The 26909-nt window shown below is 68.1% G+C and carries 23 protein-coding genes; 6 read left to right on the forward strand and 17 right to left on the reverse strand.

Annotated features, from left to right (window positions below):
• Positions 1-116: 116 nt before the first annotated feature.
• The 7 genes from D1J51_RS06005 to D1J51_RS06035 form a co-directional block, all read right to left on the reverse strand.
• Positions 117-857 carry a HEAT repeat domain-containing protein gene (locus D1J51_RS06005; protein ID WP_119074278.1) on the reverse strand — a complete coding sequence of 247 codons (741 nt, stop codon included), beginning with the start codon at positions 855-857 and terminating at the stop codon, positions 117-119.
• Between the two features lie 239 nt (positions 858-1096).
• Positions 1097-1666 carry a YdeI/OmpD-associated family protein gene (locus tag D1J51_RS06010; RefSeq protein WP_119074310.1) on the reverse strand — a complete coding sequence of 190 codons (570 nt, stop codon included), beginning with the start codon at positions 1664-1666 and terminating at the stop codon, positions 1097-1099.
• Between the two features lie 101 nt (positions 1667-1767).
• Positions 1768-2646: a DNA-formamidopyrimidine glycosylase family protein gene (locus D1J51_RS06015; protein ID WP_119074279.1), complete on the reverse strand. Its 879-nt coding sequence runs from the start codon at positions 2644-2646 to the stop codon at positions 1768-1770.
• A 187-nt stretch (positions 2647-2833) separates the two neighbouring features.
• Positions 2834-4060 (reverse strand): chromate efflux transporter, encoded by a 1227-nt coding sequence (gene chrA, locus D1J51_RS06020; RefSeq protein ID WP_119074280.1) that lies wholly within the window; start codon positions 4058-4060, stop codon positions 2834-2836.
• Between the two features lie 332 nt (positions 4061-4392).
• Positions 4393-5496, reverse strand: a complete 1104-nt coding sequence (locus D1J51_RS06025; protein WP_119074281.1) for an FAD-dependent oxidoreductase — start codon at positions 5494-5496, stop codon at positions 4393-4395.
• Positions 5497-5509: 13 nt separating this feature from the next.
• Complete coding sequence (locus tag D1J51_RS06030; RefSeq protein ID WP_119074282.1) at positions 5510-6772, reverse strand: aspartate aminotransferase family protein; 1263 nt, start codon at positions 6770-6772, stop codon at positions 5510-5512.
• Positions 6773-6808: 36 nt separating this feature from the next.
• Positions 6809-8311: an aldehyde dehydrogenase family protein gene (locus tag D1J51_RS06035; protein WP_119074283.1), complete on the reverse strand. Its 1503-nt coding sequence runs from the start codon at positions 8309-8311 to the stop codon at positions 6809-6811.
• A 257-nt stretch (positions 8312-8568) separates the two neighbouring features.
• On the opposite strand from D1J51_RS06035, the gene D1J51_RS06040 reads away from it, so the two are divergent.
• From D1J51_RS06040 to D1J51_RS06055, 4 genes are read left to right on the forward strand one after another with little or no spacing between them, the layout of a single operon-like run.
• On the forward strand, positions 8569-9834 hold the full coding sequence (locus D1J51_RS06040) for an aminotransferase family protein (protein ID WP_162903682.1): 1266 nt from the start codon (positions 8569-8571) through the stop codon (positions 9832-9834).
• Positions 9831-10646 carry an aldo/keto reductase gene (locus D1J51_RS06045; RefSeq protein ID WP_119074285.1) on the forward strand — a complete coding sequence of 272 codons (816 nt, stop codon included), beginning with the start codon at positions 9831-9833 and terminating at the stop codon, positions 10644-10646. Before D1J51_RS06040 ends, D1J51_RS06045 begins: the two co-directional genes overlap by 4 nt.
• Before the next feature lie 45 nt (positions 10647-10691).
• A complete protein-coding gene (locus tag D1J51_RS06050) occupies positions 10692-11381 on the forward strand; it encodes a haloacid dehalogenase type II (RefSeq protein WP_119074286.1) in 690 nt (229 codons plus the stop codon).
• Positions 11382-11386: 5 nt separating this feature from the next.
• Positions 11387-12754, forward strand: a complete 1368-nt coding sequence (locus tag D1J51_RS06055) for a type III PLP-dependent enzyme domain-containing protein (protein ID WP_119074287.1) — start codon at positions 11387-11389, stop codon at positions 12752-12754.
• On the opposite strand, the gene D1J51_RS06060 is transcribed toward D1J51_RS06055, so the two are convergent.
• The 3 genes from D1J51_RS06060 to D1J51_RS06070 all read right to left on the reverse strand — a co-directional run bounded on the left by D1J51_RS06060 (position 12674) and on the right by D1J51_RS06070 (position 15463).
• Positions 12674-13444 carry an IclR family transcriptional regulator gene (locus tag D1J51_RS06060; RefSeq protein WP_205547749.1) on the reverse strand — a complete coding sequence of 257 codons (771 nt, stop codon included), beginning with the start codon at positions 13442-13444 and terminating at the stop codon, positions 12674-12676. The two genes, D1J51_RS06055 and D1J51_RS06060, sit on opposite strands and share 81 nt — an antisense overlap.
• Before the next feature lie 208 nt (positions 13445-13652).
• Positions 13653-14540 (reverse strand): aminotransferase class IV, encoded by an 888-nt coding sequence (locus D1J51_RS06065; protein ID WP_162903683.1) that lies wholly within the window; start codon positions 14538-14540, stop codon positions 13653-13655.
• Between the two features lie 47 nt (positions 14541-14587).
• On the reverse strand, positions 14588-15463 hold the full coding sequence (locus D1J51_RS06070; protein ID WP_119074290.1) for a LysR family transcriptional regulator: 876 nt from the start codon (positions 15461-15463) through the stop codon (positions 14588-14590).
• A gap of 88 nt (positions 15464-15551) precedes the next feature.
• On the opposite strand from D1J51_RS06070, the gene D1J51_RS06075 reads away from it, so the two are divergent.
• The gene (locus tag D1J51_RS06075; RefSeq protein WP_162903684.1) at positions 15552-16832 is read left to right on the forward strand and encodes an MFS transporter; all 1281 of its coding nucleotides are present in this window, start codon (positions 15552-15554) and stop codon (positions 16830-16832) included.
• 53 nt (positions 16833-16885) lie between these two features.
• Here the strand turns inward: D1J51_RS06075 and D1J51_RS06080 are convergent, their stop codons facing one another.
• From D1J51_RS06080 to D1J51_RS06110, 7 genes are all read right to left on the reverse strand, one after another.
• Positions 16886-17914 carry a succinylglutamate desuccinylase/aspartoacylase family protein gene (locus D1J51_RS06080; RefSeq protein WP_119074292.1) on the reverse strand — a complete coding sequence of 343 codons (1029 nt, stop codon included), beginning with the start codon at positions 17912-17914 and terminating at the stop codon, positions 16886-16888.
• Positions 17915-18013: 99 nt separating this feature from the next.
• Positions 18014-19141 carry an N-methyl-L-tryptophan oxidase gene (gene solA / locus D1J51_RS06085; protein ID WP_119074293.1) on the reverse strand — a complete coding sequence of 376 codons (1128 nt, stop codon included), beginning with the start codon at positions 19139-19141 and terminating at the stop codon, positions 18014-18016.
• A 171-nt stretch (positions 19142-19312) separates the two neighbouring features.
• Positions 19313-20218 (reverse strand): phosphotriesterase family protein, encoded by a 906-nt coding sequence (locus tag D1J51_RS06090; protein WP_119074294.1) that lies wholly within the window; start codon positions 20216-20218, stop codon positions 19313-19315.
• Positions 20219-20312: 94 nt separating this feature from the next.
• Positions 20313-21884 (reverse strand): ABC transporter substrate-binding protein, encoded by a 1572-nt coding sequence (locus D1J51_RS06095; RefSeq protein WP_119074295.1) that lies wholly within the window; start codon positions 21882-21884, stop codon positions 20313-20315.
• Positions 21885-21916: 32 nt separating this feature from the next.
• Positions 21917-23539, reverse strand: coding sequence for a dipeptide ABC transporter ATP-binding protein (locus tag D1J51_RS06100; RefSeq protein ID WP_119074296.1), 1623 nt, complete (start codon positions 23537-23539; stop codon positions 21917-21919).
• Positions 23536-24390: an ABC transporter permease gene (locus D1J51_RS06105; protein ID WP_119074297.1), complete on the reverse strand. Its 855-nt coding sequence runs from the start codon at positions 24388-24390 to the stop codon at positions 23536-23538. The genes D1J51_RS06100 and D1J51_RS06105 overlap by 4 nt, the downstream gene beginning before the upstream one ends.
• Complete coding sequence (locus D1J51_RS06110) at positions 24383-25318, reverse strand: ABC transporter permease (RefSeq protein ID WP_119074298.1); 936 nt, start codon at positions 25316-25318, stop codon at positions 24383-24385. Before D1J51_RS06110 ends, D1J51_RS06105 begins: the two co-directional genes overlap by 8 nt.
• Positions 25319-25718: 400 nt before the next feature.
• Here D1J51_RS06110 and D1J51_RS06115 point away from each other — a divergent pair, with 400 nt between their 5' ends.
• Positions 25719-26837 (forward strand): FAD-dependent oxidoreductase, encoded by a 1119-nt coding sequence (locus tag D1J51_RS06115; protein WP_119074299.1) that lies wholly within the window; start codon positions 25719-25721, stop codon positions 26835-26837.
• Positions 26838-26909 lie beyond the last annotated feature (72 nt).

The raw sequence follows: 26909 nt of genomic DNA on the forward strand, positions 1-26909 counted from the left end.
GGACGGGGCGCTCACGCTTTCCTAGACCCTCGGTCGCAGCCCGGAGCGTCGGCTGCAGATGCAGACCGCCTACCATCTCCGGCACGCGCGCCGAGGCATCGACCACGAGGTTCGCGCTATCGCCTAACTCTCCGTCGCCGGGGCTGAGCACGCCCCACGAGATAGCACGCCACCCGCGCGACAGCGGGATCGGGATCGGCGACGAGTGCGCCGAGCGCCGCACGGGCGGCCCCTCTCGGGATCTCCCCCAGCGCCTGAGCCAGCCGGCTGCGCGCCGCGAAGTCGTACCGGGGCACGCCCGCACCGGCCGCCCTGAGCCCGTCGGTCAGCGCCGCCGCGATCTCCTGCTCGACAGCGGCGGATCGAGCGGCCAGCGCGCCCAGCACCTCTGCGGCCTCCACGTCACGCGATCCCGCGACGATCATGGCGACGAGTCGCGGCAGCACGCGAGACAGCGCCTGCTCAGCGGTCGGGCTCGATGCGCCGGGCTCCTGCGGCGAGCGCGCTTCGAACCCCGCGCGGGCGGCCAACGCCAGCGCCGCGAGGTCGGCGACCTCGTCGTCCGCGTCGCCGACGAGCACGGAAAGCGCCTCAGTGACCGCCGCCCCTTCGAGATCGCCGAGCGCTCGTACGGCGCGCATCCTCACCCGGGCGTCGGGATCCCGAACCCGAGCCACGAGCGCGGCCACCGCGGGCTCGCCCGCCCGCGCGATCGCCCACCGCAGCGCGCCGGCCACGTCGAGCACGTCCTCCCAGTCCTCAGGGGCGGCGACCCCGATCTCGTCGAGGCGGCCGAGCAGCGCGCGCTCGCGCGCGATGCGATCCTCGGTCTCCCGCCGCAGCTCGGCGATCAGCATGCCCGCCTCCCTCACCCGGCCCCTGGCCGAAGTCCGGCTCCTCGCCGCAGCGCCGGATCAGCACCGGCACATCCTCGGAGTGCGGGCGGGTGCCCGCGGCGAGCGCCGCCTGCAGCCTGGCCGACGGATCCGGCGCGCCGAGGGCCCGGTCGAGCGATGTCATGTCTCCTCCTCTCGGTATCGATCGAGCAGATACCGAGTGAGGCGCCTGACACGGTGTCAGGGTCAAGGGCGGCCGATCACACGGCGCCGACGAGCTTTCCGCTCTTCGACACCTCGGGGTCCGTGCACGAGGACAGGTCGAAGCAGCACGGCCGCCGCTTGCCGTCGCGCAGCTTCGAGATCGTGACCTCGACGCGGCGCTCGCGCGTCTGCGGGTTCTTCGTGGCCTCGATCCAGCGCACCCACTCCCAGCGCGCCATCGGGGTGAGGCTCGGCCAGGCCTCGGCGAGATCCGGTGCCGCGTCGAGGGCGGCCGTGAGATCGGACGGGAGCTCGGGCTCGGGCCACTGCTTCACCGGCTCGACCTCGATCGTCACCGTGTCGCCGTCGCCGAGCGCCTCGCCCGAGCCGCCGGCCAGGGCCTGCAGCAGACCCCCGTCGACCGAGAGCCAGTGGCCCCGCATGCCGTCGGGCTCGATCACCGTCTCGAACGCGTGCCCGTTCATCACGGCCGCGACCGCGACCTGGCCCCGCGAAGGCAGCGCCGCGCTCGCCTCGGCGGGGAACCGCAGGATGATCCGGTCCCCGATCCGCTCGGGCCGGCCCTCGAAGGCGATCGGCTGTCGCTCGGACGTGCGCTCGGACATGATGCTCGTCTCCTCCTCGGTCGGCGGTTCGTACGGCACCCAGGCTACCCGCGCGACGGCGGCGCGGCTTCTCGATTCCTGATCGATGCGGGATCCGGTCGCTATTTGAGCAGCCTCGACAGCACCCGGTCGGCGAGCGGCTTGCCGCCCGTCTGGCAGGCGGGGCAGTACTCCAGCGTGGAGTCGGCGAAGATGACCTGCCTGACCGTGTCGCCGCAGACGGGGCACGACTCGCCAGCCCTGCCGTGCACCCGCATCGCCGTCTTCTTCTCGCGCTTGAGCTCCGCGGCCGGGAGCCCCTCGGCCCGGTCAACCGCCTCCCGCAGCGTCGACCGCAGGGCGTCGTACAGCCGCAGCGCGTCGTCCCGCGGCATGTCCGCGGGCTTGAAGGGCGACATGCGGGCGGCGTGCAGGATCTCGTCGGAGTAGGCGTTGCCGATGCCCGCGATGAGCGACTGCGTGCGCAGCACGCCCTTGATCTGCGACCGGCCCGCGGCGGCGAGGATGCCCGCGAAGGCCTCGAAGGTGAACGCGTCGTCGAGCGGGTCGGGGCCGAGGCGGGCGATGCCGGGCACGTCCATGGGATCGCCCACCAGGTACAGCGCGAGGTTCTTCTTCGTGCCCGCCTCGGTGATGTCGAGGCAGCCCCCGAACGAGCCCTCCTCCTCGCCGCGGATCGTGAGCCGCGCGGCGAGCGGACCGCGCCCAGGCTTGGCCGCGGTCTTCGGCGGGTCGCCGCGCCACGCGATCCAGCCGGCCCGCGCCAGGTGGATGATCAGGTGATCGGCGCCGACGCGCAGGTCGAGGAACTTGCCACGGCGCTCGACCTCATCGACGGTGCGCCCGCTCAGCTCGGACGACTGGATGGCGACGGTCTTCAGCGCGGCGAACGCGAACACGTCGAGGCGGTCGACGACGCGTCCGCCGATCCTTCGTCGCAGCTCGCCCACCAGCGCGGCCACCTCGGGCAGTTCGGGCATGCCCTCATTATGACAGCGGCGCCGGAGGCAGAGGCCCCCGACGGAATTCGCGCTGCAACGGGCGCCAGGGCCGAGGCGGCACAGCGGTGCCCCGCAAGCCGGGCCCGCGTTCGCCGAAGGAGCCGTTGAGCAGGATGCGAGCACCCCGGGCGCGGACAGCGACGAGCGCGAGGGCGACGCCGACGATTCAGGCGATGCCGACGACCGCGGCGAGCGCGCCGCCCGCCGCGCCGGCGACCACCGCCGCCCAGGCGGGGAGCCTCCCGACCACCAGCATGAGGAAGCCGGTGACGGCGATCACGAGTGGCGCGATCCCGGTGATCGCCGAGACGATCACCGGGTTCCAGAGGGCTGCGGCGAGGATCCCGACCACCGCGGCGTTCGCTCCCGCGATGGCGGCGCGCGCTCCCGCGCTCTGCCGGAGCCGATTCCAGAAGGGCAGAGCCGCGACGAGCAGGAGGAGACCCGGAAGGAACACGGCGACGAGCGCGAGGAGCGCCGCCGGCAGCGCTGCAGCGCCGGTCTCCGTCTCGAAACCGAGGTAGGCGGCGAAGGCGAACAGCGGCCCCGGCAGCGCCTGCGCGGCCCCGTAGCCGGCGAGGAGCCGGTCCTGCGTCACCTCGGCCGCGATGGCCGGCTCCGCCTGCAGCAGCGGGAGCACGACGTGTCCGCCGCCGAACACGAGCGCTCCAGCGCGATAGAACGCGTCTGCGATGCCGGTCCACCCACCCGGGACCAGGCGGGCGAGTGCGGGCAGCCCCGCGAGCAGCAGGCCGAACACGGCGAGCGCCGCGAATCCCGCCCGTCGGGAGACGCGCGTCGCGAGGGGAGCGCCGGTCGCCGGGATCACGCCTCGGCACCACAGCGCGCCCGCGACGATCCCGATGCCGATCGCGGCGAGCTGGCCGAAGCTTCCGGGTAGCAGCAGCGCCAGTGCCGCGGCGGCTGCGCCGATGATGATCCGCCGCGGGTCGGGGGTGAGCGCGCGCGCCATGCCCCAGACCGCGTGGGCGACGACGGCGACCGCGACGGCCCGCAGCCCCATCGCCACGCCGTGCCCGAGCGGGCCGTCGAGCGAGACCGCGCCGACGGCGAACAGCACCATGAGCAGCGCCGAGGGCAGCGTGAACGCCGCCCAGGCGGCGAGCGCCCCGAGCGCACCGCCCCTGATGAGCCCGAGCGCGAAGCCGACCTGGCTGGACGCCGGGCCGGGGAGAAACTGGCAGAGCGCGACCAGCTCCCCGTACTGCCGGTCGCTCACCCACCGGCGCCTCGCGACGAGCTCCTCCCGGAAGTAGCCCAGGTGCGCGACGGGACCGCCGAACGAGGTGACGCCGAGCTTCAAGAACACGCGGAAGACCTCGGCGGCTCCGCCTCGTGGAGTCGCCTGAGCCGGATCCCGACCCGGCGTCATCGGGCGAGCAGCTCGACGGGCTTCTGGGCGCTCACGGCGAGGGCTCGCCTCCCGTCGTCTCTCGAACCGGCATCCTCATATCTTGGCAACGATCCGGCAGGCGGACGGCTGATCACGGCGCCGATCGGCAAGTGTTCACGAAGCCGCCATGTTGCGGGTCGCGTGCGGCGACCCGCAGCGCGCGATTCCGGGCGCGCAGGTCGGGTGCGCGCTGCCCGGCCGGGTCCGAGCGAGAACTGCGGATCCCGCTCGCCGTCTACCGAGCGCAGCAGAACCCGACCGACCGCCCGACCGCTCACCGGACGGCATCGGAGCTAACCGCGGCCGGCCCCTCACAGATCGAGAAAGAGGTCGGACGGGTAACGCGACTGCTCGCCCTGCGCCCACTCGGCCACCAACTCGCCCACCGCGGGAGAAACCTTGAAGCCGTGCCCTGAGAAGCCTGTCAGGACGAGGACCCTCTCATCCTCAGGCAGCTCGCAGATGTACTCCCGCCGCTGGGGAGTGTACGTCTCGTAATAGGTCTCGACCCGGAAGGGCTCGGGGGCGAGGCCGGGCAGGTATTTCTCGACGAGCAGCGCAAACTCCCCGACCCCTTCGCCCGGCCGCAGCCACCGCTCGGTGGCGTCGGGGTCATCGACCGGCAGATGCGAATCGTAGCCCAGGCCGAGTTTGACGGCCCTCCCGTCAGCGCTGGGCAGACCGTAGATGTAGTCGGGCATCAGCCGGATGAACGGCACGAAAGACTCGAATCGCGCCGCTTCGCTTGGGAAGTACCACGCGGAGGTCAGCCTCCGTACCGTCAGCTCCGGGACCGCTCCGCCGAGCAGCTTGCCGGTCCAGGCCCCGGCCGCTACCACGACGCGATCGTAGGTTTGCCAGCCCTCTGCGTCGCGCACCCCGACACCGGCGGCACGCGACTCGATCGCCTGAACGGCAGTGCCCGGCCGCAGCTCGGCACCGTACGCCTCGGCCAAGCGACCGGTAAGCACGACCGAGAGCTCGGGGTCGATTCGCCCCGCGTTCGGATCGAAGAGCACGACCTCGCCGGGGTTCATGCGGATCTCGGGGAAGCGCCGCTCGAGCTCGCCTCGAGAGAGGACCTGCGGCGAAGAAGTCAGCTCGCACGATTCAATGGCGCGCCGCACGGGATCCAGCGAGGGATCCCCCATCACGAGGCCGCCCGTGAACGTGAGCAGCGAGGCACCCGTGCGCTCGTTGAGTCGGCGCCAGATGGCTTCAGCTCGCTCGATCAGGAGACTGTAGCGGGGGTCGTTCAGCTCGACCCGGGAGAAAAGACGCGAATCTCCCCCAGCTCCACCGGCCGCGTGCCCGATCGGGTACTGCTCGTACCCGACCACCTCGATGCCCCTGCGCGCGAGCTGATACGCAGCCTGCACGCCAACGGTACCGATACCTATGACGGCGATTCTCATGCGTTGCCGTTCTTCACCTCGGGCCGGCGAGTTCGACGAGCACCTCGCGCCAGACTTCGAGCAGACGGTCGACCTCCGCCTCGGTGATGACGAGCGCGGGGATCATGCGCACGATGCTGCCGTAGGGACCGCAGGCGAGCATGATGACCTTTCGTTCGAGCGCCGCCGCGAGCACCTTCGAGGTGAGATCGGGGACGGGCTCGCGATTCGGACCGACAAGTTCGACGGCCTGCATCAGGCCGAGGCCGCGAACATCGCCAATGACGGGGAACTCCCTCGAAAGCTCCACCAGGCCGTCGCGCAGCCTCTGACCGCGACGGGCGGCGTTGCCGACGAGATCCTCGTCCGCGATCACGGAGATCGTCTCGATCGCCGCGGCACAGGCCACCGCGTTGGCCGAGTAGGTACCGCCCTGCGACCCCGGAAGCGCCTTCGCCATGATCTCGGGCCGGGCGGCGATGCCCGAAAGGGGGAAGCCGCTCGCGATACCCTTCGCGAAGACAATGATGTCTGGGGCGACGCCGAAGTGCTCGTGAGCCCAGAACTTGCCGGTGCGCCCGACCCCGGCCTGAACCTCATCGAAGATCAGCAGCATGCCGTACTCGTCGGCGATCTCGCGCAGCGCGCTGAAGAACTCGGCGTTGCCGGGCAGATAGCCCGCCTCGCCGAGGATGGGCTCGACGAGGATCGCGGCTACGTCGTCCGGCGTGGTCAGCGTCGCGAGGATGTGGTGCAGCTCCTGGAGCGCGAAGCGATTGGCCTCCTCCTCGCTCCAGCCGTAACGGAAGGCCGAGGGGAACGGAGCGATGACGACGCCGGTCGGCAGCGGCCCGCTGGCCGCCGCCCGGAATCGAGCGCCCGAAGTCGTGAGCGCAGAGGCACCGATCGTGCGTCCGTGGAACGATCCCTGGAAGACGACGACGTTCTGCCGCCCGGTGGCGTTGCGCGCGAGCCGCACGGCCGACTCGACCGCCTCGGCCCCGGAGTTGGCGAAGAAGAAGTCGCTCAGGTGCTCCGGCAGCACCCCGCTCAACGCCTCCATGAGCTCCGGCAGCCGATCATGCAGGTAGACCCCGTACTGGCCGTGGATGAGCTTTCCGGTCTGCTGCTGCGCTGCCCCTACGACGCGAGGATGGCAGTGTCCCGTTGAGGTGACCCCGATGCCCGAGGTCGCGTCGAGATACGTCTCGCCGGTGTCGGTCGTGATCGTCGTGCCCCGGCCCGAGACGACCCGGAGCGGAGTGGCCTGACGGAGTGCCTGGCTGAGCTGTGCCATGTTCTTGCGGAGTCCCTTTCTATCCTTGCCGTCGGCTCAGCGGGTGAGCGCCGTGTTCAAGCCGATGCATACATTTTTGGTCTGGGTGTAGCTGGCCAGCGTCTCGATGCCCTTCTCCCTGCCCCACCCGCTGTTCTTGAAGCCGCCGAAGGGGATCTCGATGCCGGTGCCCACCTCGAAGGTGTTGATGTTGACCTGGCCGGCCCGGATCCTCTTGGCGAGCGATAGCGCTTTGTCGATGTCCTTGGTCCAGACGTAGGACGAGAGGCCGAACTCAGAGTCATTGGCGATCTCGGCCGCCTCCTCGAGCCCGTCGAAACGGATGACCGTCATGACGGGTCCGAAGATCTCCTCCTGCGCAAGGCGATGCTTGTTGTTCGGCACCTCGACGACGGTCGGTTCGACGAAGTAGCCCTTGCGATCGGGCACCCCGCCGCCCGTGAGCACCACCCCGCCCCCCTCGCACGCGGCCTCGAGGTAGGCGGCCACGCGTTCCTGCTGACGCTTCGAGACGAGCGGGCCGAGCGTCGCGCCTTCAATCCCCTCGCCGATCGTGAGGCTGCGGGCTCGTTCGACGAGCAGGTCGAGGAACTCCTCGCCGCGCGCGGAGCGCTGCACCAGCAGACGGGTGCCTGCGGCGCAGGTCTGACCGGCATTGCTGAAGATCGAGCCGCTGACCCCTGCGATCGCGAGCTCGAAGTCGGCGTCGTCGAAGACGACCACGGGCGACTTTCCACCGAGTTCGAGCACACTCGGAGTCACGTTCCTGGCCGCGGCGAGCGCGACCTCCTTGCCGGTAGCCACCGAGCCGGTAAAGGTGATCTGATCGATGCCCGGATGCGAGGAGAGCGTGCGGCCGGCGTCGACCCCTCCTGGAACCACGTTGAACACGCCCGCGGGCACACCGCACTCGGTCGCGATTGCGGCGATCAGCAGCGGGTTGAGGGGGCAGTCGGGCGAGGGCTTCAGCACGACCGAGCAGCCCATGGCAAGCGCGGGAGCTCCCCCGCGACCCGTGTTCTGGGCGGGGTAGTTGAAGGGGATGATCTGGCCCGAGACGCCGATCGGTTCGAGCAGAGTGAAGTCGACGAGGTGATCGGCGAGCGGCACCGTGCGGCCGCCGTGCTTATCGGCAAGGCCGGCGTAGAACTCGAAATAGCGCGCGGTGGCCTCGATATCGGCGAGCGCCTCGGCATGCGGCTTGCCGACATCGAGGGTCTCGATGACTGCGAGGTGCTCGGCTCGCTCGCGCAGCGTGAGTGCGATGCGGTTGAGGATCTGGCCGCGCTGCGATGGGCGGCGGCGGGCCCATGCTCCCGACTCGAATGAGGCGCGGGCGGAGGCCACCGCGCGGTCGATGTCAGCCGGCTGCCCGTCCGCGACCTCGATCAGCGGTTCCTCGGTGGCCGGATCGACCACCGCGCAGTAGTCCCCGGTGTAGTCGCGCTGGAAATGCCCGTCGATATAGGGGGCCAGACGAGTGGAATCGATGCCGAGAGCCGCGAGCGCCCCCTGCGCCCGCTGAGTGCTGGAGATCATGAACGTCCTTATTACGCGGTGAACACGGTTTGGAGAAGCGGATCACGAGCGCGTCGACGCACTTCGTGCCATATAGTGAACTATGTGTTCCATTTCCCATCGCAAGTCTATACTCACCCGGCCTTACAAAACCAGGGTCGCCGTGTAAAGCCTTGTTCCGCTAGCATTGCGGATAAGAGGTGCCAGGATTCAGAACAGCTGACCCAGAATGCGGTTCGGCAAAGATCCGGCTCGAATCCATTTGAAAGGGGATCGACGTGGCGCAGGCAGGGCGTGCACTCTGGGTGCCGAGTACGCAGATGGGCCTCGTGCAGGGCATGCAGACGATGGTCGTCAAGGGCGAAGGCGCCTACATCCTCACCGAGGAGGGCTCGCGTCTCTACGATGCCAGCGCGACTCTCTGGTACGCAAACATCGGGCACGGCGACGCGCGCGTGGTCGAGGCGGCCGCGGATCAGATGCGCGAACTGGAGACCTTTCAGACCTGGGGCGGCTTCCTCAATCCCCGCGCCGCCGAGCTCGCCGACCGCCTGAGCGAGCGTCACGCCCCCTTCCCCGATTCCAAAGTGCTCTTCGGCGCCGGCGGATCCGATGCCGCTGAGCTCGCGTTCAAGCTCGCCCGCCTCCACTGGCAGCGCAAGGGAGCCCACGAGAAGCGCACCATTCTCAGCCGCGAGAACGCCTATCACGGCCTCCATGCGTTCGGCACGAGCCTCTATGGCAACAATGACATGCGCTCGCTCTACGGCGGCGGTAACCTGATCCCCGACACGGGCCTCATCTCTCGCGACGACATCGAGGCGGTACGACGCCAGGTGCTCGAAATCGGCCCCGAGCGCATCGCCGCGATCGCAGCAGAGCCGGTGATCGGTTCGGGTGGCGTGCACCCGCCCGCCGACGGCTACCTGGAGGGCCTGCGGGCCCTGTGCGACGAGTTCGACATGCTCCTCATCTTCGACGAGGTGATCTCGGGTTTCGGCCGCACCGGAGAGTGGTTCGCCTCGGACCACTTCGGCGTGCAGCCCGATATGACGATGTTCGCCAAGGGCATCACCTGCGGCTATTTCCCGCTCGGCGGCCTCTTCGTCTCGCGCAAGATCTGGGAGCCCTTCTGGAGTGAGGACCCCGAGTTCATCTACCACTTCGGCGTGACCTACTCGGGCCACGCAACGGGCTGCGCCGTCGCCCTGAAGGTGCTCGACATCCTCGAGGAGGATCGGCTGCTGCCCCGGGTGAAGCACCTCGGCACCCGGCTGGCGAACGGCCTGCGCGAGCAAGTCGCTGCGGCACCGGGCGTTAAGACCGCACGCAGCGTCGGCCTCATCGGCATCGTCGAGCTCTCGGACGGCATCGACGCGCGCGCGGTGAGCCTCGTCATGCGGTCCTCGCACGGCGTGCTCGCCCGGCCGCTCGGCACCACGGCCATCGCCCTCGCTCCGCCCTTCATCAGCACCGAGGCCGAGATCGAGAATCTCATCGACGCACTATCGACCGCGCCCGCCAGCGCCCCGGCCTCATCGTGACCGCGAACCACGACCTGCCCCCGATGGGCCTCGGAACCTGGCCGGCACTCGGCTACGAAGCGGCTGAGATGGTCGCCTCGGCCGCCGCGATGGGCTACCGGCTCATCGACACCGCGCAGAACTACGACAACGAGGCAGCGGTCGGCGAGGGCGTGCGCCGCAGCGGCGTGGCCCGGGAGGAGCTCTGGATCGCGTCGAAGCTGCGCGGCAAGTACCAGGGCCGCAAGACTTCGCAGCGAGCCGTCGAGGAGTCGCTGCTGCGAATGCGCCTCGATCACTTCGACCTCTACATGATCCACTGGCCGAACCCTGAGCGGGGGCTCTACGTCGAGACCTGGCACGAGCTCGTCGAGGCCCGCGGGCGCGGCCTCGTGCGGCACATCGGCGTCTGCAACTTCACAGTACCGATGCTCGACGAGATAACCTCGGCCACGGGCGTCGCCCCCTTCGTCAACCAGATCGAGATGAACCCGTTCTGGTCGCGCGCCGAGGAGCGCGCCGCCCACGCCGAACGCGGCATCCGCACCGAGGCCTACAGCCCGCTCGGACGGGGAGGCGATCTGCTGAGCGATCCCCTGCTGGTCTCGATCGCCGGCAAGTACGGTGCACCGGTCAGCACCCTCGCGCTCGCCTGGGAGATCAGCCGCGGCGCTACCCCGCTGCCGAAATCAGCGAGCCCCGAGCGTCAGCGCAGCAACCTGTCCGCGGTCGAGCTCCGCATCGACGACGAGGATCTGCGGGCCATCGACGAACTCGACGGCTCGCATCCCGAATCGCCGCTCAGCGACCCCATGAGATACGAGCAGCTCTGATCAGAGCTCCATTCCAGAACAGACACTCACGAAGGAGAGAACCCCATGTCCGACGCCCGACGCAAGCTCATCAGCTTCGACTGCTACGGCACGCTCATCCGCTTCGACCTCGACGGCGCCGTGCGGTCGATCGTCGGCCCTCGCGCCGCCGAGTACGGCATCGACCTCCAAGGCCTCCTCGCAGACCTCCGCGTGATCCGCTTCTTCGCGACCTCGAGCCTCTACCGCCGCTACCAGGACATCTTGCGCGACACCCTCGAGATCGCCTGCATGCGCCACGGCATCCCCTACGACGAGCGCTTCGGCGACGAGCTCATCGAGGCGGTGCGGCGCTTCGAGCCTTTCGGCGACGTGCATGCGGGGCTCACTCGTCTGCAGGAGATGGGCTACCAGCTCGCGCTGCTCACCAACAGCGACAACGACCTGATCCCTCACCACGTGAAGACGCTCGGCATCGACTTCGATCATGTGTTCACCGCCGAGGACGCCCGCGCCTACAAGCCCCGAAAGCAGGCATTCGAGTACATGTTCCGCATCGTCGACCGCCCTCGCGAGCTCCTCACCCACGCGGCGCAGGGGTGGGAGTACGACATCATCCCGACGGCCGGCATGGGCGTGCGCCGTGTGTGGATCAACCGCTCGAGACTGCCCGGCAACCCGCGCTTCGCCCCGTATCACGAGGTGGCGGACACGCACGGTCTCGCTGACCTCATGGCCGAGACCGACCGGGGCTGACCCCGATGGTGTCCGATATCCGCGAGCGCAGGCACGATGCCGTGCGGCGGCTGATGCGCAGCGGGCTGCTCAACGACGACGCGCCGCTGTGCGGCGTGATCGACCTCGACACCCTGCGCGAGTGCGCGTCGGAGCTGCAGCGGACGTACCGCTCGCCGGCTCCGACGCTGCACGCCGTCGCCGCGAAGTCCGTGACGTTGCTGCCGGTGCTGCGCGAGTTCGCCGAACTCGGCCTCGGCTGCGAGGTGGCGACGGCCGGCGAGCTCTCCCTCGCCCTGCGAGCGGGCTTCGCTCCCGAGCACATCGTCTTCGACTCGCCGGCCAAGACTCGCAGCGATCTGCGTCGCGCCCTCGAGCTCGGCGTAGCGGTCAACGCCGACAACTTCGACGAGCTCGAGCGCATCGATGCGCTCGTGCGCGAGGGCGCGAGCCGCTCGGCTGTGCTCGGGCTGCGCATCAACCCGCAGACCGGCGCCGGCGAGATCGGCGCCATGAGCACGGCGACGCGGCACTCGAAGTTCGGGGTGGGGCTCGCCGATGACCGGGAGCGCGTCGTCGGCGCCTATCTCCACCGCCCCTGGCTCAACCAGCTGCACGTGCACTCCGGCTCGCAGGGGATCTCGCTCGAGCACGCAGCGCAAGGCGTGCGCCTCGTCTGGGAGCTGGCCGAGGAGATCAATGCCCGTGCCGGAGAGCGCCGCGTCACTCACCTCGACATCGGAGGCGGGCTGCCCGTGAACTTCGCGGACGACAGGATCACGCCCTCGTTCGCCGAGCATCGCGAGGCGATCGAGCGCGCCGCCCCCGGCGTCTTCTCGGGCCGCTACGCACTCACTACCGAGTTCGGCCGCGCGCTCACCGCCAAGAGCGGCACGCTCATCGGGCTCGTCGAGTACGCCAAGCAGACGGGCGGGCGCAGAATAGCGATCACCCACGTGGGCGTGCAGGTCGCGACCCGCACGGTCTTCGCGCCCGAGTCCTGGCCGCTGCGAGTCGAGGTCTTCGACGCCCTCGGCGAACCGAAATCCGGCGATCCAGCGCCGCACGACATCGCGGGACCGGCCTGCTTCGCGGGCGATCTGATCGCGCAGAACCGCTTGCTGCCGCCGGTCGAGGCCGGCGACGCCGTGGCGATCCCCGACACGGGCGGCTACTACTTCTCGACCCACTACTCCTACAACGCCCTGCCGCGGCCGGCCGTCTACACGGTCGGGACCGAATCCGACGGCTCGAGGCGCTGGCGCATCGCTCGCCGCCAGCAGCGCGTCGACGACATCGTCGCCGACGCGGGGCTACACGCTGACGCTGATGCGGTCGGCGGCCTCGCGCACGAGCTTGCCGAACTCTCGGCCGATGTCCCGCGTGAAGCGTGAGCTCGGCATCGAGATGCAGATGCTCGCGATCGGCGTGCCCTGTGCGTCGAAGATCGGCGCTCCGATCGCCGACACCGCGGAGCGGTACTCGCGATCGTTGATCGCGTAGCCGAGCCGGCGCACCTCCGTGAGCTGCTGCAGCAGCTGGTCGCGCTCGGTCACGGTGAAATTCGTGTACTGCTCGTGCTGCCTCGCCAGCACCGTCTCGAGCTGTTCCTGCGGCAGGTAGGCGAGTAGCGCCTTGCCCGTCGAGGTCGCGTGGATGGGCGAGATGTCACCGATCGGCGAGAAGGTGCGCACGACCTGATCGCAGTCGACCCTGAAGATCAGCACCATCGATTCGAGCGTGTCGACGACCGAGAGGTGAATCGTCTCGTTGACCTGATCCCTGAGCCAGGTCATCGGCTCCTGCGCGCGCGCCAGCAACTCGCCGCCGTCGAGCGAACGCGGGCGAACGATGAGCGAGCGGGGGGAGATCTCCCAGCGGGTCGAGTCGCCGTTGCTGCGCATGATCCAGCCCGCGGCTTCAAGCGTCGTGAGAGTACGCTGCACGGTGGACTTCGAGTAGCTGAAGATCTGCACGAGTTCGCTCAGCGAGACGGGCTGCTGTCGCGCGACCTCCTCGAGGATTGTGAAGGTGCGCAGCGCACTCGACATCTGCGACGTCGACTGGTTACGGTTCTCAGTCATGGCTTTAGGCTTTCTTCGCGAACGGTGGAGAGATCTGAGCCGAGTCTCTGCGGTGTGAAGACGCGATCGCTCGATCGACCCGCGCGACATCGTCGTGCGCGAATGCTCCATCGTGCGTCAGAGGGCGCAAGGCGTACTCCCGTTCGAAACCCGTTCCCAACAGCATAGGCGAGCCGCGACGCCCTCGTGACACGCGAAATCGCGAGTTTCACGACGTCTCACGCATGGAGGCGAAGAGGGACTCGTTGAGGCGAGCGGTGAGCTCCATGTCGACCGAGATCGCCCGCCCGTCGATCGATCCGATGGCGGTCGCGAGGCGCATGGCCGACATGAGCCAGGCCCCCTCGATCGAGCCGAGCTCGGAGAGGGTCAGCGCACCGAACTCGGTACCGAGACCGAGGGTCGGCGCGGCCTCGAACACGGCCTGCTGGGTCGTGCCCGGTAGCACGCCGTGCGCATAGTCGGTGGTGTAGAGTACGCCGTCTCGCTGCCAGAGAAGCGCGGCGGTCGTGCCCTCGAGCAGGTAGCCGTCTCGCGTAGCGTAGATCGCGTCGTCGCAGCCGGCCTCGGTCGCGATGCGCTCGCCGAGCAGATTGCCCGCGTACGAGAGGCTCTTGACCCCGTGCAGCAGCCAAGGCAGCTCGGTGGACTCGCCGAGCGCGGTACCGCGGTTGAGGACCATCGCGCTGCGCGGATACAGGCGCCGCTCGGTCAGCTCGGCGGGGGACGCGTAGCGCCTGATCCAGCCCGAGGCGGGCACGCCCTCGGCGCCGGCGGTCACGACGTAGCGCAGCGCGAACTCCTCGTCGACCGCGCCGCTCTCATCGACGACCCGCGCGGTCGCGAGGCGCCATGCATCGAGGGCGAGGGCGGGCAGGCCGAGCTGCGAGAGGGAGCGCTCGAACCTTGCCAGGTGCGCTTCGAGCGCGAGCAGCGAGCGGCCCTTGCCGTGTACGACCTCGAACGCACCGAACCCCCGCGTTACGCCGAGGTCGTTCGCATCGAGTCGAGGCATGCCCGCCCTGATCTCGCAGGCCACCCCGCTGCCGTCGAGCAGCGGCCGCGTGAGGTGCACGAACTCCTGATGGTTGGCCATCCTGGTTTCCTTTCGTGGATTGTCTTGGATCATTTGCAGGCTTCAACTCAGTAGGTGCTTCGCAGAACGGATCGCGCGATCGCGTCGGCCAGCGCCTGCACGGCCTTGGCGTCGTCCTCGTGCAGCTCGGGCCGGCGCAGCAGCACGAAGTTGACGCCGCCGAGCTCGGGCAGGTCGGCCGCCGGTGAGCAGACCGTCAGGTCGCGCGGCACGAGCGAGAGCGGCAGCGCTCCGATACCCAGCCCAGCGCGGATCGCCGCGATGATGCCGTTCGACCCTTGGCACTCGCAGGCCGCGCGCCACCCCCGATCCGCCTCGGCGAGCGCGCCGAACACGCGATCCCTCGTCATGCTCGGCGCACGGTAGGTGACCAGCGGCACGGGGTCATCGGGCCCGGGTTCGACGCCCCGGTCGGCGACCCAGACCAGGCGATCCGGCGCCACGACGGTGCGATGGAAGGCGGGCATGAGGTGCGCATCGAATTGCTTCACGAGGGCGAGATCGAGCTCCTCGCGCCTCAGCGCATCGATCAGGGGGAGGTACTCCTGCACCGAGAGCGAGAACACCACATCGGGGTGCGCGCTCGTGAAGGCCCGCAGCATCATGGGGAGTTGGGTCGAGGCGAAGTCCTCGGCCGCGCCGAAGCGGATGCGCCCCAGCCGGCGCTCGGCGCCGAGGAAGCGCAGGATGTCCTGGTGCGCCTCCTCGAACCGAGCCGCGAGCGAGCGCAGAGACTCCCCCGTGCTCGTGAGCGTGATCTTGCGTCCCCCGCGCACGAAGAGCGGGGCACCGGCCATCGCCTCGAGCCGCTGCACATGCTGGGTGATGGTCGGCTGGCTCATGTCTCGCAGCCTTGCGGCCTGCGAGAAGCTGCGCAACTCGCAGACGGCGAGGAACGAGCGCAGTACCTTCGGGTCAACCATGTCCACCCCCGGAGCTATTGGAAATCCCAATACCGACTATTGAATCGACCGGCTCAATACGATGGCGGTGTCCCGACAGGAAGTGACCATGTCCCACGAATCCGTGCCGCCCACTACCGGGTCGATCCCTGCGCCTTCGGGGCGTCCGAGCTGGGGCGAGGCCTTCGGCGTGCTGAGAGTGCCGAACTTCCGCCGCTTCGTGAGCGCCTACGGGGTGCTCGTCACCTCGCTGTCGATGCAGCGGATCATGCTGGCCTGGTCGGTGCTCGAGGTCTCGGGCGACCTGACCCATGTGGGCCTCGCCGTGGCGACGCAGTATCTGCCCATGCTGCTGCTCGGCCTGCCGGGAGGGGTGGTCGCCGATCGATGGAGCAAGCGACGCACGCTGCTGGCCTGCCAGCTGGGCTACCTCGCCCTCGCGGTTGCGGTCCTCGTGATCGCCTTCGCGCAGTCGCTCGACCTCGTCGCCATCTACCTCTTCGGGGCGCTCATCGGCGTCGTCCAGGCCTTCCATCTGCCGGCCTCGCAGGGCATCATCGGCGAGATGGTGAGCGCGCGCGCGATCCCCGCGGCCATCTCGCTCACCTCCTCCGCCTTCCAGGCCGGCCAGGTGATCGGGCCGGCACTCGGGGGCCTGCTGCTCGCGCAGCTGGGCACCGCCTGGTCCTGGGCGGTCAACCTGCTCGTCGTGGCGATCTCGATGCTCCTGCTGCTGCGGGTCGACCGGTCCCGGCTCACGATCCGCCACCGCCCGCCCGGGGACCGCACGACGGTCTCGGAGGGGCTGCGCTACGTGGCGCGCAAGCCGACCCTCACGATCGTGCTGCTCCTCATCCTCATCATCTCGATCTGCGTCTACGCGACCCCGGTGTTCCTCACCGCGTACGCGGAGCAGGAATTCCGCATCGGCGCCGCCGGCTACGGCATGCTCACCTCGATCATGGCGGTCGGCGCCCTCGCCGGCGCGGTGCTGAGCGCGAAGCGACCGGCGCCGACGCTCGCGATGATCCTGCTCTTCACCGTGGCGCTCGGCGTGAGCCAGGCGATCATGGGCCTGGTCTACGCGCTCGCCCTCTTCAGCGCGACGCTGTTCATCCGCGGCGCCACGAGCCTGTTCACCACGACCGCCGCGAACTCCTTCGTGCAGCTGCGCACGCATCCGCTCATGCTGGGCCGAGTCATGTCGTTCTACGGCATAATGATGAACGGAGGCATGGCACTCGGCAACCTCGTCATCGGAGCGCTCATCGCGGGCTTCGGAGTGCGTCCCGTGATGATCGCCGCGGGAGTGCTGCCCGCCGTGCTCGCGCTTGCGGTCTGGCTCTTCGTCCGGCGCTCCGGCCCCGGGGCCGGCCGAGCAGAGCGCTGAGCGCGGAGCGAGCTCCGGCCCGCCCCGCGCATCGGCAGGAGCACCGCGGAACACTACTCGACGACGACCTCGGCGAGCACCGTGCCGAAGATAATCGACTCATCGCCGATGTTCGTCGCGCAGCGGCGGCGGATCCAGACGACGATACCGTCGTTCGGCGCGGTGACCTCACCGCGCACGTTGCCGAGGTGGTCGACGACCTCGGCGAGCAGCGCGCCCCCCGTCACCTCGTCGCCGGGCTCGGCGTGGGCCACGTAGAAGCCGCCGGCGGCCGAAGGTGCGAAGGTGGCGTCGACTCGGCGGTAGCTGCCGCGCAGCTCGGCCTCCCCCTCGAGCACGCCCGTGTAGCGCAGAATGTTGAGCAGGCTGCCCAGGTGGTGCTGGACCATTTCGCGGCGGTAGGTCCCACCCCCGTACTCGAGTGTCACCGCGGGCTTGCCCGCCTCGAGGAAGGCGATGCGGGAGGTGCCGCCCCAGGCTCCTCCCTTCCAGAGGATCTCGTTGCCGGCCGCGATACCGAGCGGCTGCGCGAGCTCCTCGAAGCCGCCCTGCACGACGGCGAGGGGGGCGATCTGGCCGTAAGCACCGCCGGTGTGGATATCGACCATCGCGTCGGCGGCGGGGATGATCTCGCGGATGTAGAGATCTGCGAGCCTGTTCGAGAAGGTGCCGGTCGGGGAGCCGGGGAAGATGCGGTTGAAGTTGCAGCCGTCGACGCCGCTCTCGCGCGCATCCGCGACGAATGCGGTCTCGCTCAGGCACGGGATCGCGATGACCGTGCCGTGCATCTGCTCGGGATCGAGGTGGGCGAAGAGGCTCCGTACGGCCTGCTGACCGTCGTACTCGTCGCCGTGCACACCGCCCTGCACCACGATGCGGGGGCCTTTGAAGCGGCCGTGGAAGACTCGGAAGTCGAAGCCCGCCTCGAGGCCGTGCACATCGGTGCCGAGCACGATGCGGCCGTCGGCGACGCTGCCGGGGGCGACCACGGTGCCGCCGAGGCCGAAGTTCTCGGTCTGCGGCTCGTCGGTGGCGGCCGGCACCTTCACCGGCTGCTGCTTCCAGGTCTCTGTTTCGGTCATCGACTGTTCCTCACTGTCTGTGTTGTTGTGCACTCGTTGCCGGTGCGGCATCATCCGCCGCACCGTCCTTGGCCGATCGGGCCGGGGTCTCGCCGCCGCTCAGGCGGTCTCGCGTTCGCGCCGCAGAAAGGCGGTGTCGGGGTCGTCAGGCGCGTCGAGCGCGAGATCGGCCACGATCTGCCCATAGGCGGGAGCGAGCTTGAATCCGTGCCCCGAGAAGCCGACGGCATAGGTGACGTGCGAGCCGGCGGAGGCCTTCTGCACCACGGGGCGCGCATCGGGCGTGTACCCCTCGAAGTAGGTCTCGAGCCGGAACGGCTGGGGTTGCAGCGAGGGGAAGTACTCGGCGAGCCGGCGCCTGAAGCCCGCGAAGTTCTCCTCTCGCACGACGTAGTCGGCCTCGTCGGGCGTCGGCACATCGAGGTGGTGGACGCCCGAAAGACCCAGCTTGATCGAGATGCCGTCTTGAGAGGGGACCCCGTAGAACTGCTCGGGCTCGAAGCGCACGAACGGGGGCAGGCCCTCGAGCGCTCCGAACTCTCGCGGGAAGAACCAGGCCGATGTCACCTTGCGGGGCTGCACGACGCCGCTGCCGACCGCCGTCGCGAGCTGCGGAGCCCAAGCACCTGTCGACACGACGACCTCGTCGTACTCGCGTGCGCCCCGGTCGGTGCGCACGGCGACGGTGTCGCCGATCTCGTCGACACCGAGCACCCTCGTGCCCTCGAACACGGAGGCGCCTCGAGCTGCGGCAGCGGTGACTGTGCTCAGGATCGTGAGCTCGGGCCTGATCAGGCCGCCGTCGTGATCGTAGAGGCCGACGTCGTCGTCGTGGAACACCATCTGAGGGTAGCGCTCGCGCAGCTGCGAGGGGGTGAGCTGATCGACCCGCAGTCCGTAGCGCTCGATACCCTCGATCGAGCGGACGACCTGCCCGCATCCCGCGGTGCCGACGGCGAGCGCGCCGGTGATGACGCGCAGCTGCTGGCGGGTCTCCGCCTCGAGCCTCTGCCAGATCTCCTCGGCGCGCTGGATGAGGGGTACGTAGGCGGGGTCCTCGTACTGGATGGTGCGGAACACGCGGCCGTCGCCGCCCGACGCGCCGAGGCCGTGGCCCACCGAGTGCATCTCGTAGCCGTCGACCTCGACGCCCTCGTGGCGCGAGAGCTGCCATAACGCCTGTGCCCCGATGGCCCCGAGGCCGATCACTGCGATGCGTCTGCTCATCTTGAAACCACCGTCCGTCTCCCTGATGCACTCCAAAAGTATCAGAATATGATACGTTGTACCACTTTACAAGCCGCTTCTGTCAAAAAAGTTCGTGCTGTTGCTTGATGATCTGGGGCCTGTCGCTCGATTTTCGAGCCTAACGTTCCACATTTCAGCATGGCTTAGGAATCAATCTGCGAACACTCTCCGCGGATTCTCGACCAGCAGCAGACGGAGCTCGTCGGCTCCGATGCCCCGCAAGCGCAGCTCGGGTGCAAGCCGTTCGAATATCGCCGCGTATCCGGTTCCGCCGTAGGCCCGCATGTGCGACTTCATGCAGACGTCCTGCGAGAGCAGCAGGCGATCCTCGAAGCCCCGACGGAAGACCTCGGCGATCAGATCGGCGCGCAGGCCGGTCTCCCAGTCGTTCTGGCAGCGCAGCAGATCGAACTGCACCCACGCGCCGCTGCGGGCGATCTGCTCGTGCAACTCGGGATCGTGCACGCTGTCGAGATGTCCGATGATGCACTTCGAGAGATCTGCGTCTTCCTCGCCGAGCACCTCGAGCTGGTGCAGCGAGACGCGGGAGCCGAAAGCGTGGGTGCTCAAGGGCAGCCCGGTGCTCCGCTGGGCGCGGGCCGCGGCCCGCAGCGCGCGCTCCTCGGCGGGGCTCATCATGAGACTGCTCGCGATTTCGCCGATGATCCCGGGCTTCACCCCGCTCTCCCCGACGCCCTGCTCGATCTCGAGCACGAGCGCATCGGCCAGCCGCGAGACACTCCACTCGGCGACCTCTCTGGGATGGAACTCCTGCAGGTACCAGCCCGCGCCCATGACGATATTGAGCCCGGTTTCGCGCGCGATCCTCTGCAGCACCAGCGGATCGCGCCCGATACCGGGCGGCGTGACGTCGCAGAGCGTCGTTCCGCCGGCCTCCCGGAGCGACGCGAGCTCGCGCACCACGAGGGGCACGTCAGTCAGGCGGAGATTGTAATCCCCGGTCACGGAGTAGCGGTCGATCCACACATGCTCGTGCATGAGCGTCACGCCCAACTGGTCCGCCTCGGTCTCTCCGAGCACCGTCTGCACCGTCATAGCACCACCCCCGTCCCCCGAAGGGCCCGCGTCTCGAACAGGGAAGACGATCGCCCCGGGCCGCAAGCCGTCCCCGGGGCGATCGCGGTCGGGTTTACTGGATCTCGACGTTGGAGTAGAGGGCGACCCCAGCGACGTCGAACGTCATCTTCGTGACGTCCGACGACCAGAACGGCGTGGTGTTCTCCTCCCAGAGCGGGATCATCCAGGCGTTCTCGATGATCTGCTTCTGGAAGTCCTGCACGAACTTGATGCGCTCATCGCGATTGGCCATGCCCAGCTGGGCCGTGTTGGCCTCGTCGATCTCAGCCGGAGCGTTGGTGTAGGCGAAGAAGCTCTCCAGGTTGCCCGCATCGGCGCTCGTGTTCCAGTCGATCAACATGTCGTAGTCGAGACCTTGCCAGCGTTCGCGCAGGCCGTTCGAGTCGGTCTTGTAGATCGACAGGTTCACGCCGAGCTTCTTGAGCTGCTGCTGCACGTTTTCCATGTTGGTGTCGGCGCCCGGGGTGTAGACGATGACCTCGATGTCGAGCGGCTTGCCGTCCTTCTCGCGCACGCCGTTCGCACCCATCTTCCAGCCCGCGTCGTCAAGGATCTTCGACGCGGCGTCGAGATCGTACGCCAGCTGGTCGGAGAGGTCGATGCGGAAGGGATGCGAGGAGTTCTCGACGCCCGTGGCGGGGCTGAAGATGTTCGGCTTGGTAGCGAGCATCTCCTTGCGGTCGAAGCCGATCATCAGCGCCTTGCGTACGGCCTGGTCGCTCATGATGGGGCTGCCGAGGTTGATCTTCCAGCTCGCCGAGATGGCGGGCAGCGGCTTCGGGGAGTTCTGGAAGCCTGCATTCTTGAGCAGGCCGGCGTCGGCCTCGGTGACCGTGTGGACGACGTCGATCTCGCCCGAGAGCGCGGCGCCCGAGCGGGTCGAATCGTTGTCCATGATGTTGAACTGCAGCGTCTTGATCTTGCCGGGGCCCTGGTTGTCCCAGCCCTCGGCGCCCCAGGCGTAGTCGTCGTTGCGCTTGAGGGTCAGGCGCTCCATCGGCACGTACTCCGTGACGACGTAGGGTCCGCTACCCTGCAGGCCTCCGACGACGCATCGCTCGGCGGGCTTGAGCGCCACCGACTCCTTCGAGTAGATCGCGAGCTGCGGCGTCGAGACCCCGTACAAGAACGCCACGTTGGGCTCGCTGAAGCGCACCTTGACGGTGCTCTTGTCGACGACCTCGGTCGTCTCGTAGCCCGCGAGGTGGGCTTGAGCCGCCCAGGCATCGGCGCCCAGCTCGAAGAGGCGGTCGAAGTTCGCCTTGACGGTCTCTGCGTCGAGCTTCGAACCGTCGGTGAAGGTCACATCGTCGCGCAGTTTGAATGTGTACTCGGTGGCGTCCTTATTGACCTCGAACTCCGTGGCGAGCCATGGGCGGGGCACGCCATCCGGACCCATGTAGACCAGAGAGTCGGCCATCTGGCGCGACCACTGCAGTGTGACGCGCATGTCGAGCGTGCCGGGATCGAGACAGCCGCCGTCGGCGTCGATGGCGACGCGTATGGTGTCCCGGCCTGTGCCGCCGGCGCCGGCGCCGCTCGACCCTCCGGAGCAGCCCACCAGCACCAGCATCGCGGCGATGGCAACTGCGCCACCCGCGATCAGCCTGTTCTTGAGTTTCATTTCGGGTGTGTCCTCTCGTGTGGATGGGAAGATTACAAGTTGATCGCCGCGTCGAGCAGACGCCGCGTGTACGGATCCCGCGGAGCCGCGAACACCGCGGCCGAGGGGCCCGCCTCGACGATCTCGCCTCGGTTGATGATGGCGACCTCATCGGCGAAGTTGCTCACCAGCGCCAGATCATGCGAGATGAATAGGTAGGCCATGCCGAACTCCCGCTGCAGTTCGCCGAGCAGTTCCATCACCTGATCCTGTACGACGACGTCGAGGGCCGAGACCGGCTCGTCGCAGACCACGAGCTTCGGCGAGGAGGCGAGCGCACGGGCGATGCCGACGCGCTGACGCTGGCCGCCGCTGAGCTCGGTCACGCGGCGCTTCAGGAACGAATCGGGCAGTCCGACCGCGTCGAGCAACTCACTCGCCCGCTTCTGCCGGCTGAGCCGATTGCCGATGCCGTGCACGGTCAGGGGTTCCGTAATGATGTCTTGAATGGACATGAGCGGATCGAGCGAGCTGAATGGGCTCTGGTACACGACCGAGATGTCGCGACGGACCTCGCGCAGCCGGCGTCCCCGTGCATGAGTGATGTCCTCGCCGAGGAACTCGATGGTGCCCGAGCTCACGTCTTCGAGGCGCAGACAGAGACGGGCCGTTGTGGTCTTGCCCGATCCGGACTCGCCGATGAGCGCCAGGGTGCGCCCGGCCCGGATCTCAATCGAGACATCCTTGACCGCCTCGACCTGCCTGCTCTTGTCGAATCGATCGCGGTAATTCTTGAAGAGACGATCGGCCCTCAGCACGATCGGCGCCGTATGCTCGGCTTCCTCGGCCTCCGCCAGCGCGTCGTCCTCCTGCTCCGCGATCGCCTCGATGAGGAACTGCGGGTTCTTTGAGGCGAGCAGCTTCGTGTAAGGGTTCTCGGAGTTCGCGAGCACTTCAGACGATCTGCCCGTCTCCACGATGCGCCCCTGCTGCATCACGATCGTGCGGTCGGCGCGGTTCGTGGCGAGCGCGAGATCGTGCGTGATGAGCACGAGGGCCTTGCCCCGCTCCCGTACAAGGCCCTCGAAGTGATTCATGATCTGCTGAGAGACGGTGACGTCGAGCGCGCTCGTGGGTTCGTCTGCGATGATCAGGTCGGGATCACCCGCGAATGCCGCTGCGATGAGCACGCGCTGGCGCATCCCACCCGAGAGTTCGTGGGGGAAGGAGAGCGCGACGCGCTCCACATCGATGAGACCCGCGGCCCGCAGCAGCTCATGCACCTTGGCCTTGGCCTCGCTCCGCGTGCAGAGCTTGTGCAGCAGCAGCGATTCGGCGACCTGCGCGGCGACCCGCTTCGTCGGGTTGAGTGACGTCATCGGATCCTGGGGCACGTAGCCGACCCTGCGGCCGCGGATCCTGCGCATCACCTTGTCGTCGGCCCCGATCACCTCCTCCCCCTGCAGAAGGATGCTGCCCCGCTGCAGCGCGTTCTCGGGCAGCAGGCCGACCATGGTGCTCATCGCCGTCGACTTGCCCGAGCCGGACTCGCCGACGATCGCGACGATCTCGCCCTCGCGGACATCCATCTCGAAGTCGCGCAGCGCGGGCAGCAGCCGTTCCCGCACCCTGTAGTCGACGTCCAGACCTGCGATGCTCAGCAGATTCTTGCTCATCGTTCTCCGATCGACTTCGAAACGCGGTTCACAGCCATCACGATCAGAATGAACGGGAGACCGGGCAGCACCGCCACCCACCAGGCGCTGTTGATGTATCCCTGCCCCTGGGCGATAAGCGCGCCCCACTCGGGTTCGGGCGGAGTCTGGCCGAAACCCAGGTAGCCGAGCGAGCCGATCGAGAGCAGCGCGGTGCCGAACTGCAGCGTGGCAAGGGCGATCAGCGGTCGCAGCGTGTTCGGCATGATGTGGCGGAAGATGACCCAGGGCAAGCGCGCTCCCGAGGAGTAGGCCGCCTCCACGAAGGTGAGGTCGCGGATCCGGAACACCTCGGCGCGCATCATGCGCCCGAAGGCGGTGATGAAGCCGAGGGCGACGCCGAGGGCCACGACGACCGTGCTGTTGCCGAGGCCTGCGAGCACTGAGAGCGTGATCAGAATGCCGGGCAGCGCCATGACCGCGTCGAACAGCCGGCTGATGACCGTGTCGACGATACCGCCGAAGGTACCGGCGAACAGACCGAGCAACGCTCCGGCCACGAGACTCACGCTGACCGAGAAGGCCGCCGCGAGCAGCGAGACCTGCGAACCGTAGACCACGCGCGCGTACAGATCTCGACCGAGCTCATCGGTTCCGAACCACTGTCCGGGTCCCGGAGGCATCAGGGAACGAGAAGTGTCTCCGACGATCGGATCGAAGCCGGTGAACCACTGCGGAACGATCGCGTAGGCGGTGAAGAGCAGGATCACGAGACCTGCCAACCAGATGTCCCAGCTCGAGACGGCTCGCCGGAAGCGGCCGACACCCCTGGGGTCTTGCCGGATCAGGACGGCCTGAGTCGATTCAGCCACGCCTTCCCTCCTGTCGGATACGGGGATCGAGCAATGGGTAGCTCAGATCGATGAGCAGATTCACGATGACGAAGATGACCGCAGCGACGACCACGACGCCCTGGACCACCGGCAGATCGGCGTTCTTCACGCTCTCGAGGATCACGCGGCCGAGGCCCGCGCGGTTGAACACCGTCTCCGTGACGACTGCACCGGTGAGTAGGCCCCCGGCGAGCACGCCGGTGATCGTGAGGGTCGGGATGAAGGCGTTCTTCAGACCGTGCACCAAGACCACCCGCAGGCGGCTGTTGCCCCGGCACAGGGCCGCGAAGGCATAGGGTCCCCTCATCACCTGGCCCAGCGATGCCGAGAGCACTTGACCGATCACCGCCGCCGGCTCGATGGCGAGCACGATGACGGGCAGGATGAGCGTTCGCCAGTCGCTACTGCCGAAGGCGGGCGACCAGCCCAGTTTGAAGGCGAACAGCATGATGAAGAGGATGCCGATCCAGAAGGTCGGGATCGAGACGCCGACCGAGGGGAGCGCATTGAAGAAGTTGCGCAGCCACGGCTTCTTCACCCAGTTCGCCACGATCGCCAGGGCGACGCCGCCGATAAGGCCGAGCAGGATCGCAGGAACCGCGATCGCGAAGGTCTTCGGGAGCGCGGCCATCACCACCTTGAGCACCGGCTGGCGATCCCGGTATGAACTGCCGAAATCCCCCTGGAGGAGGGAGACGATCTGCTCGCCGTACCTCACAGCGAGAGGCTTGTCGAGCCCCAGTGAGATCCGGATCTGCTCGATCTGCTCAGGGGCAAGGCCCGTGTCACCCATACGGGCGAGGGCCGCATCGCCCGGAAGGATGTTGAGCAGGAAGAAGGCCAGCGTATAAGCGAGCCAGAGCACCACGAACGCTTGCGCAGCTCTTTTCAGGACGTAGGCCTTCATTCATCACACTCCGACTCGGCATTGCGTCAGGGATCCGTCATCCGTTTTACGAGGACCGCGCGGAACCGTGTTTCCGAAACGATCAGCCCTAATCTAACACGTCGTTCCACAGTAAAGGTAACAGTTCCATATAGCGGACTTAACTATGTTTTCCCGGGAGAATAGAGTTGCTTAAGAACGGCGGATTCATGCGAGATACTCGGCCGTGTCAATGCGGGAGCGCGTTCCCAATTAAGGACCGCATGGTGGCACGGCGATTACCTCTTCACCCATATCGGCCGAGGGTGCGGCGATTCTCGAGCGTATAGTTCCAAATTACAGCACGCCGTTCTACACTAGGGAATAGTCTGTTCCGCCATCGCCAGTCGGCTCGGCGGACACGCGCAGAGAGGCTTCTCACATGAGAATCGCGATCATCGGCCTGGGAGCGATCGGCAGTCAGGCGCTGCTGCATCTCTCGCAGCAGGAGGGCGTACAGGCGGTCGGCTACGACCTCTACAGTCCGGGCCACGGCTTCGGGGCATCCGGCGGCGAGAACCGTCTCTTCCCGAGGGTCGGCACCGATTACGAGAACTACACCGAACTGATCGACTACGCTCTCTCGGTCTGGGAGAGACTCGAGGGCGATAGCGGCCGCACGATCGTCAAGCGCGCAGGATATCTCGCAGTGGGCGACGAAGCCGCGGCCTCGCGGAGCCACATCATCCGAGCGGCTGCGGCCGGAGGCACTCCCGCCCGCATCCTGACTCGTGCCCAGCTGCAGGACGAGTTCGGCTTCCAGAGCTATCGCGAGGGGGATATCGGCGCCTTCGACCCCACCGGAGGCATGATCCGCACCGACGCCGCCATCTTCGAGGCGGCTCGCGCGGCAGAAGCGTTCGGAGCGCAGTTGCATCCATGGAGCCGGGTGACCGCACTCGAGACGACCCCTCACGAGGTGCGCCTCCACCTCGGCGACCAGACGCACCGCTTCGATCTCGCTGTGGTTACAACGGGGCCTTGGGTACATCAGCTGCTCCCGGAGCTTCGCCGGCTGGTTCACGTGCACAGGCCCACCTCAGCCTGGTTCTTGCCGAAAGCGGCCCGCACGATGCGCGGACTGCCAGCAATCTCGAGAGAAGGGCAGCAGCAGTACTACGCTGCCCCGACCTTCGACGGCGCCTCGCTCAAGGTCGGATACGGAGGTCTGCGCCAGCAGAACCTCGCCAGCGCGCCCGAACCCGCGCACACGCTGATCGACCCGGACGAACTCGGCGAGTTTCCCAGGATCCTCGGCGAGTATCTGACCGCCTTCAACCCGACCCCGTCGCGCATCGCTCACTTCTTCGAGGGGTACACCGATTCCTCGCGCCCGATCATCCAGCGTACGCACGATCGCGTAGTCGTCGGCGTCGGGTTCTCGGGCCTCGGCTTCAAACTCTCCCCGGTGTTCGGCAGGCTGCTTGCCGAGACGGCGACCGACCGACCCGGCAAACTGCTCGGACCCCTCAGGGAGAGCATCCCCTCCTTCCCGCTCTGACGGGCACCTGCGAGAGAGCATCTGCGATGCGGAGACGGGCGAGGGTCTGTCCGATGAACGGTGTGTGGGGTC

This window comes from Leucobacter sp. wl10 (assembly GCF_003569785.1).
Classification (GTDB): domain Bacteria; phylum Actinomycetota; class Actinomycetes; order Actinomycetales; family Microbacteriaceae; genus Leucobacter.

Excerpts from the sequence above, each read along its gene's own strand:
- D1J51_RS06005 (WP_119074278.1), bottom strand. The coding sequence starts at position 857 with ATGCTGATCGCCGAGCTGCGGCGGGAGACCGAGGATCGCATCGCGCGC.
- D1J51_RS06010 (WP_119074310.1), bottom strand. The coding sequence starts at position 1,666 with ATGTCCGAGCGCACGTCCGAGCGACAGCCGATCGCCTTCGAGGGCCGG.
- D1J51_RS06015 (WP_119074279.1), bottom strand. The coding sequence starts at position 2,646 with ATGCCCGAACTGCCCGAGGTGGCCGCGCTGGTGGGCGAGCTGCGACGA.
- chrA (WP_119074280.1), bottom strand. The coding sequence starts at position 4,060 with ATGACGCCGGGTCGGGATCCGGCTCAGGCGACTCCACGAGGCGGAGCC.
- D1J51_RS06025 (WP_119074281.1), bottom strand. The coding sequence starts at position 5,496 with ATGAGAATCGCCGTCATAGGTATCGGTACCGTTGGCGTGCAGGCTGCG.
- D1J51_RS06030 (WP_119074282.1), bottom strand. The coding sequence starts at position 6,772 with ATGGCACAGCTCAGCCAGGCACTCCGTCAGGCCACTCCGCTCCGGGTC.
- D1J51_RS06035 (WP_119074283.1), bottom strand. The coding sequence starts at position 8,311 with ATGATCTCCAGCACTCAGCGGGCGCAGGGGGCGCTCGCGGCTCTCGGC.
- D1J51_RS06050 (WP_119074286.1), top strand. The coding sequence starts at position 10,692 with ATGTCCGACGCCCGACGCAAGCTCATCAGCTTCGACTGCTACGGCACG.
- D1J51_RS06055 (WP_119074287.1), top strand. The coding sequence starts at position 11,387 with ATGGTGTCCGATATCCGCGAGCGCAGGCACGATGCCGTGCGGCGGCTG.
- D1J51_RS06060 (WP_205547749.1), bottom strand. The coding sequence starts at position 13,444 with ATGACTGAGAACCGTAACCAGTCGACGTCGCAGATGTCGAGTGCGCTG.
- D1J51_RS06065 (WP_162903683.1), bottom strand. The coding sequence starts at position 14,540 with ATGGCCAACCATCAGGAGTTCGTGCACCTCACGCGGCCGCTGCTCGAC.
- D1J51_RS06070 (WP_119074290.1), bottom strand. The coding sequence starts at position 15,463 with ATGGTTGACCCGAAGGTACTGCGCTCGTTCCTCGCCGTCTGCGAGTTG.
- D1J51_RS06075 (WP_162903684.1), top strand. The coding sequence starts at position 15,552 with ATGTCCCACGAATCCGTGCCGCCCACTACCGGGTCGATCCCTGCGCCT.
- D1J51_RS06080 (WP_119074292.1), bottom strand. The coding sequence starts at position 17,914 with ATGACCGAAACAGAGACCTGGAAGCAGCAGCCGGTGAAGGTGCCGGCC.
- solA (WP_119074293.1), bottom strand. The coding sequence starts at position 19,141 with ATGAGCAGACGCATCGCAGTGATCGGCCTCGGGGCCATCGGGGCACAG.
- D1J51_RS06090 (WP_119074294.1), bottom strand. The coding sequence starts at position 20,218 with ATGACGGTGCAGACGGTGCTCGGAGAGACCGAGGCGGACCAGTTGGGC.
- D1J51_RS06095 (WP_119074295.1), bottom strand. The coding sequence starts at position 21,884 with ATGAAACTCAAGAACAGGCTGATCGCGGGTGGCGCAGTTGCCATCGCC.
- D1J51_RS06100 (WP_119074296.1), bottom strand. The coding sequence starts at position 23,539 with ATGAGCAAGAATCTGCTGAGCATCGCAGGTCTGGACGTCGACTACAGG.
- D1J51_RS06110 (WP_119074298.1), bottom strand. The coding sequence starts at position 25,318 with ATGAAGGCCTACGTCCTGAAAAGAGCTGCGCAAGCGTTCGTGGTGCTC.
- D1J51_RS06115 (WP_119074299.1), top strand. The coding sequence starts at position 25,719 with ATGAGAATCGCGATCATCGGCCTGGGAGCGATCGGCAGTCAGGCGCTG.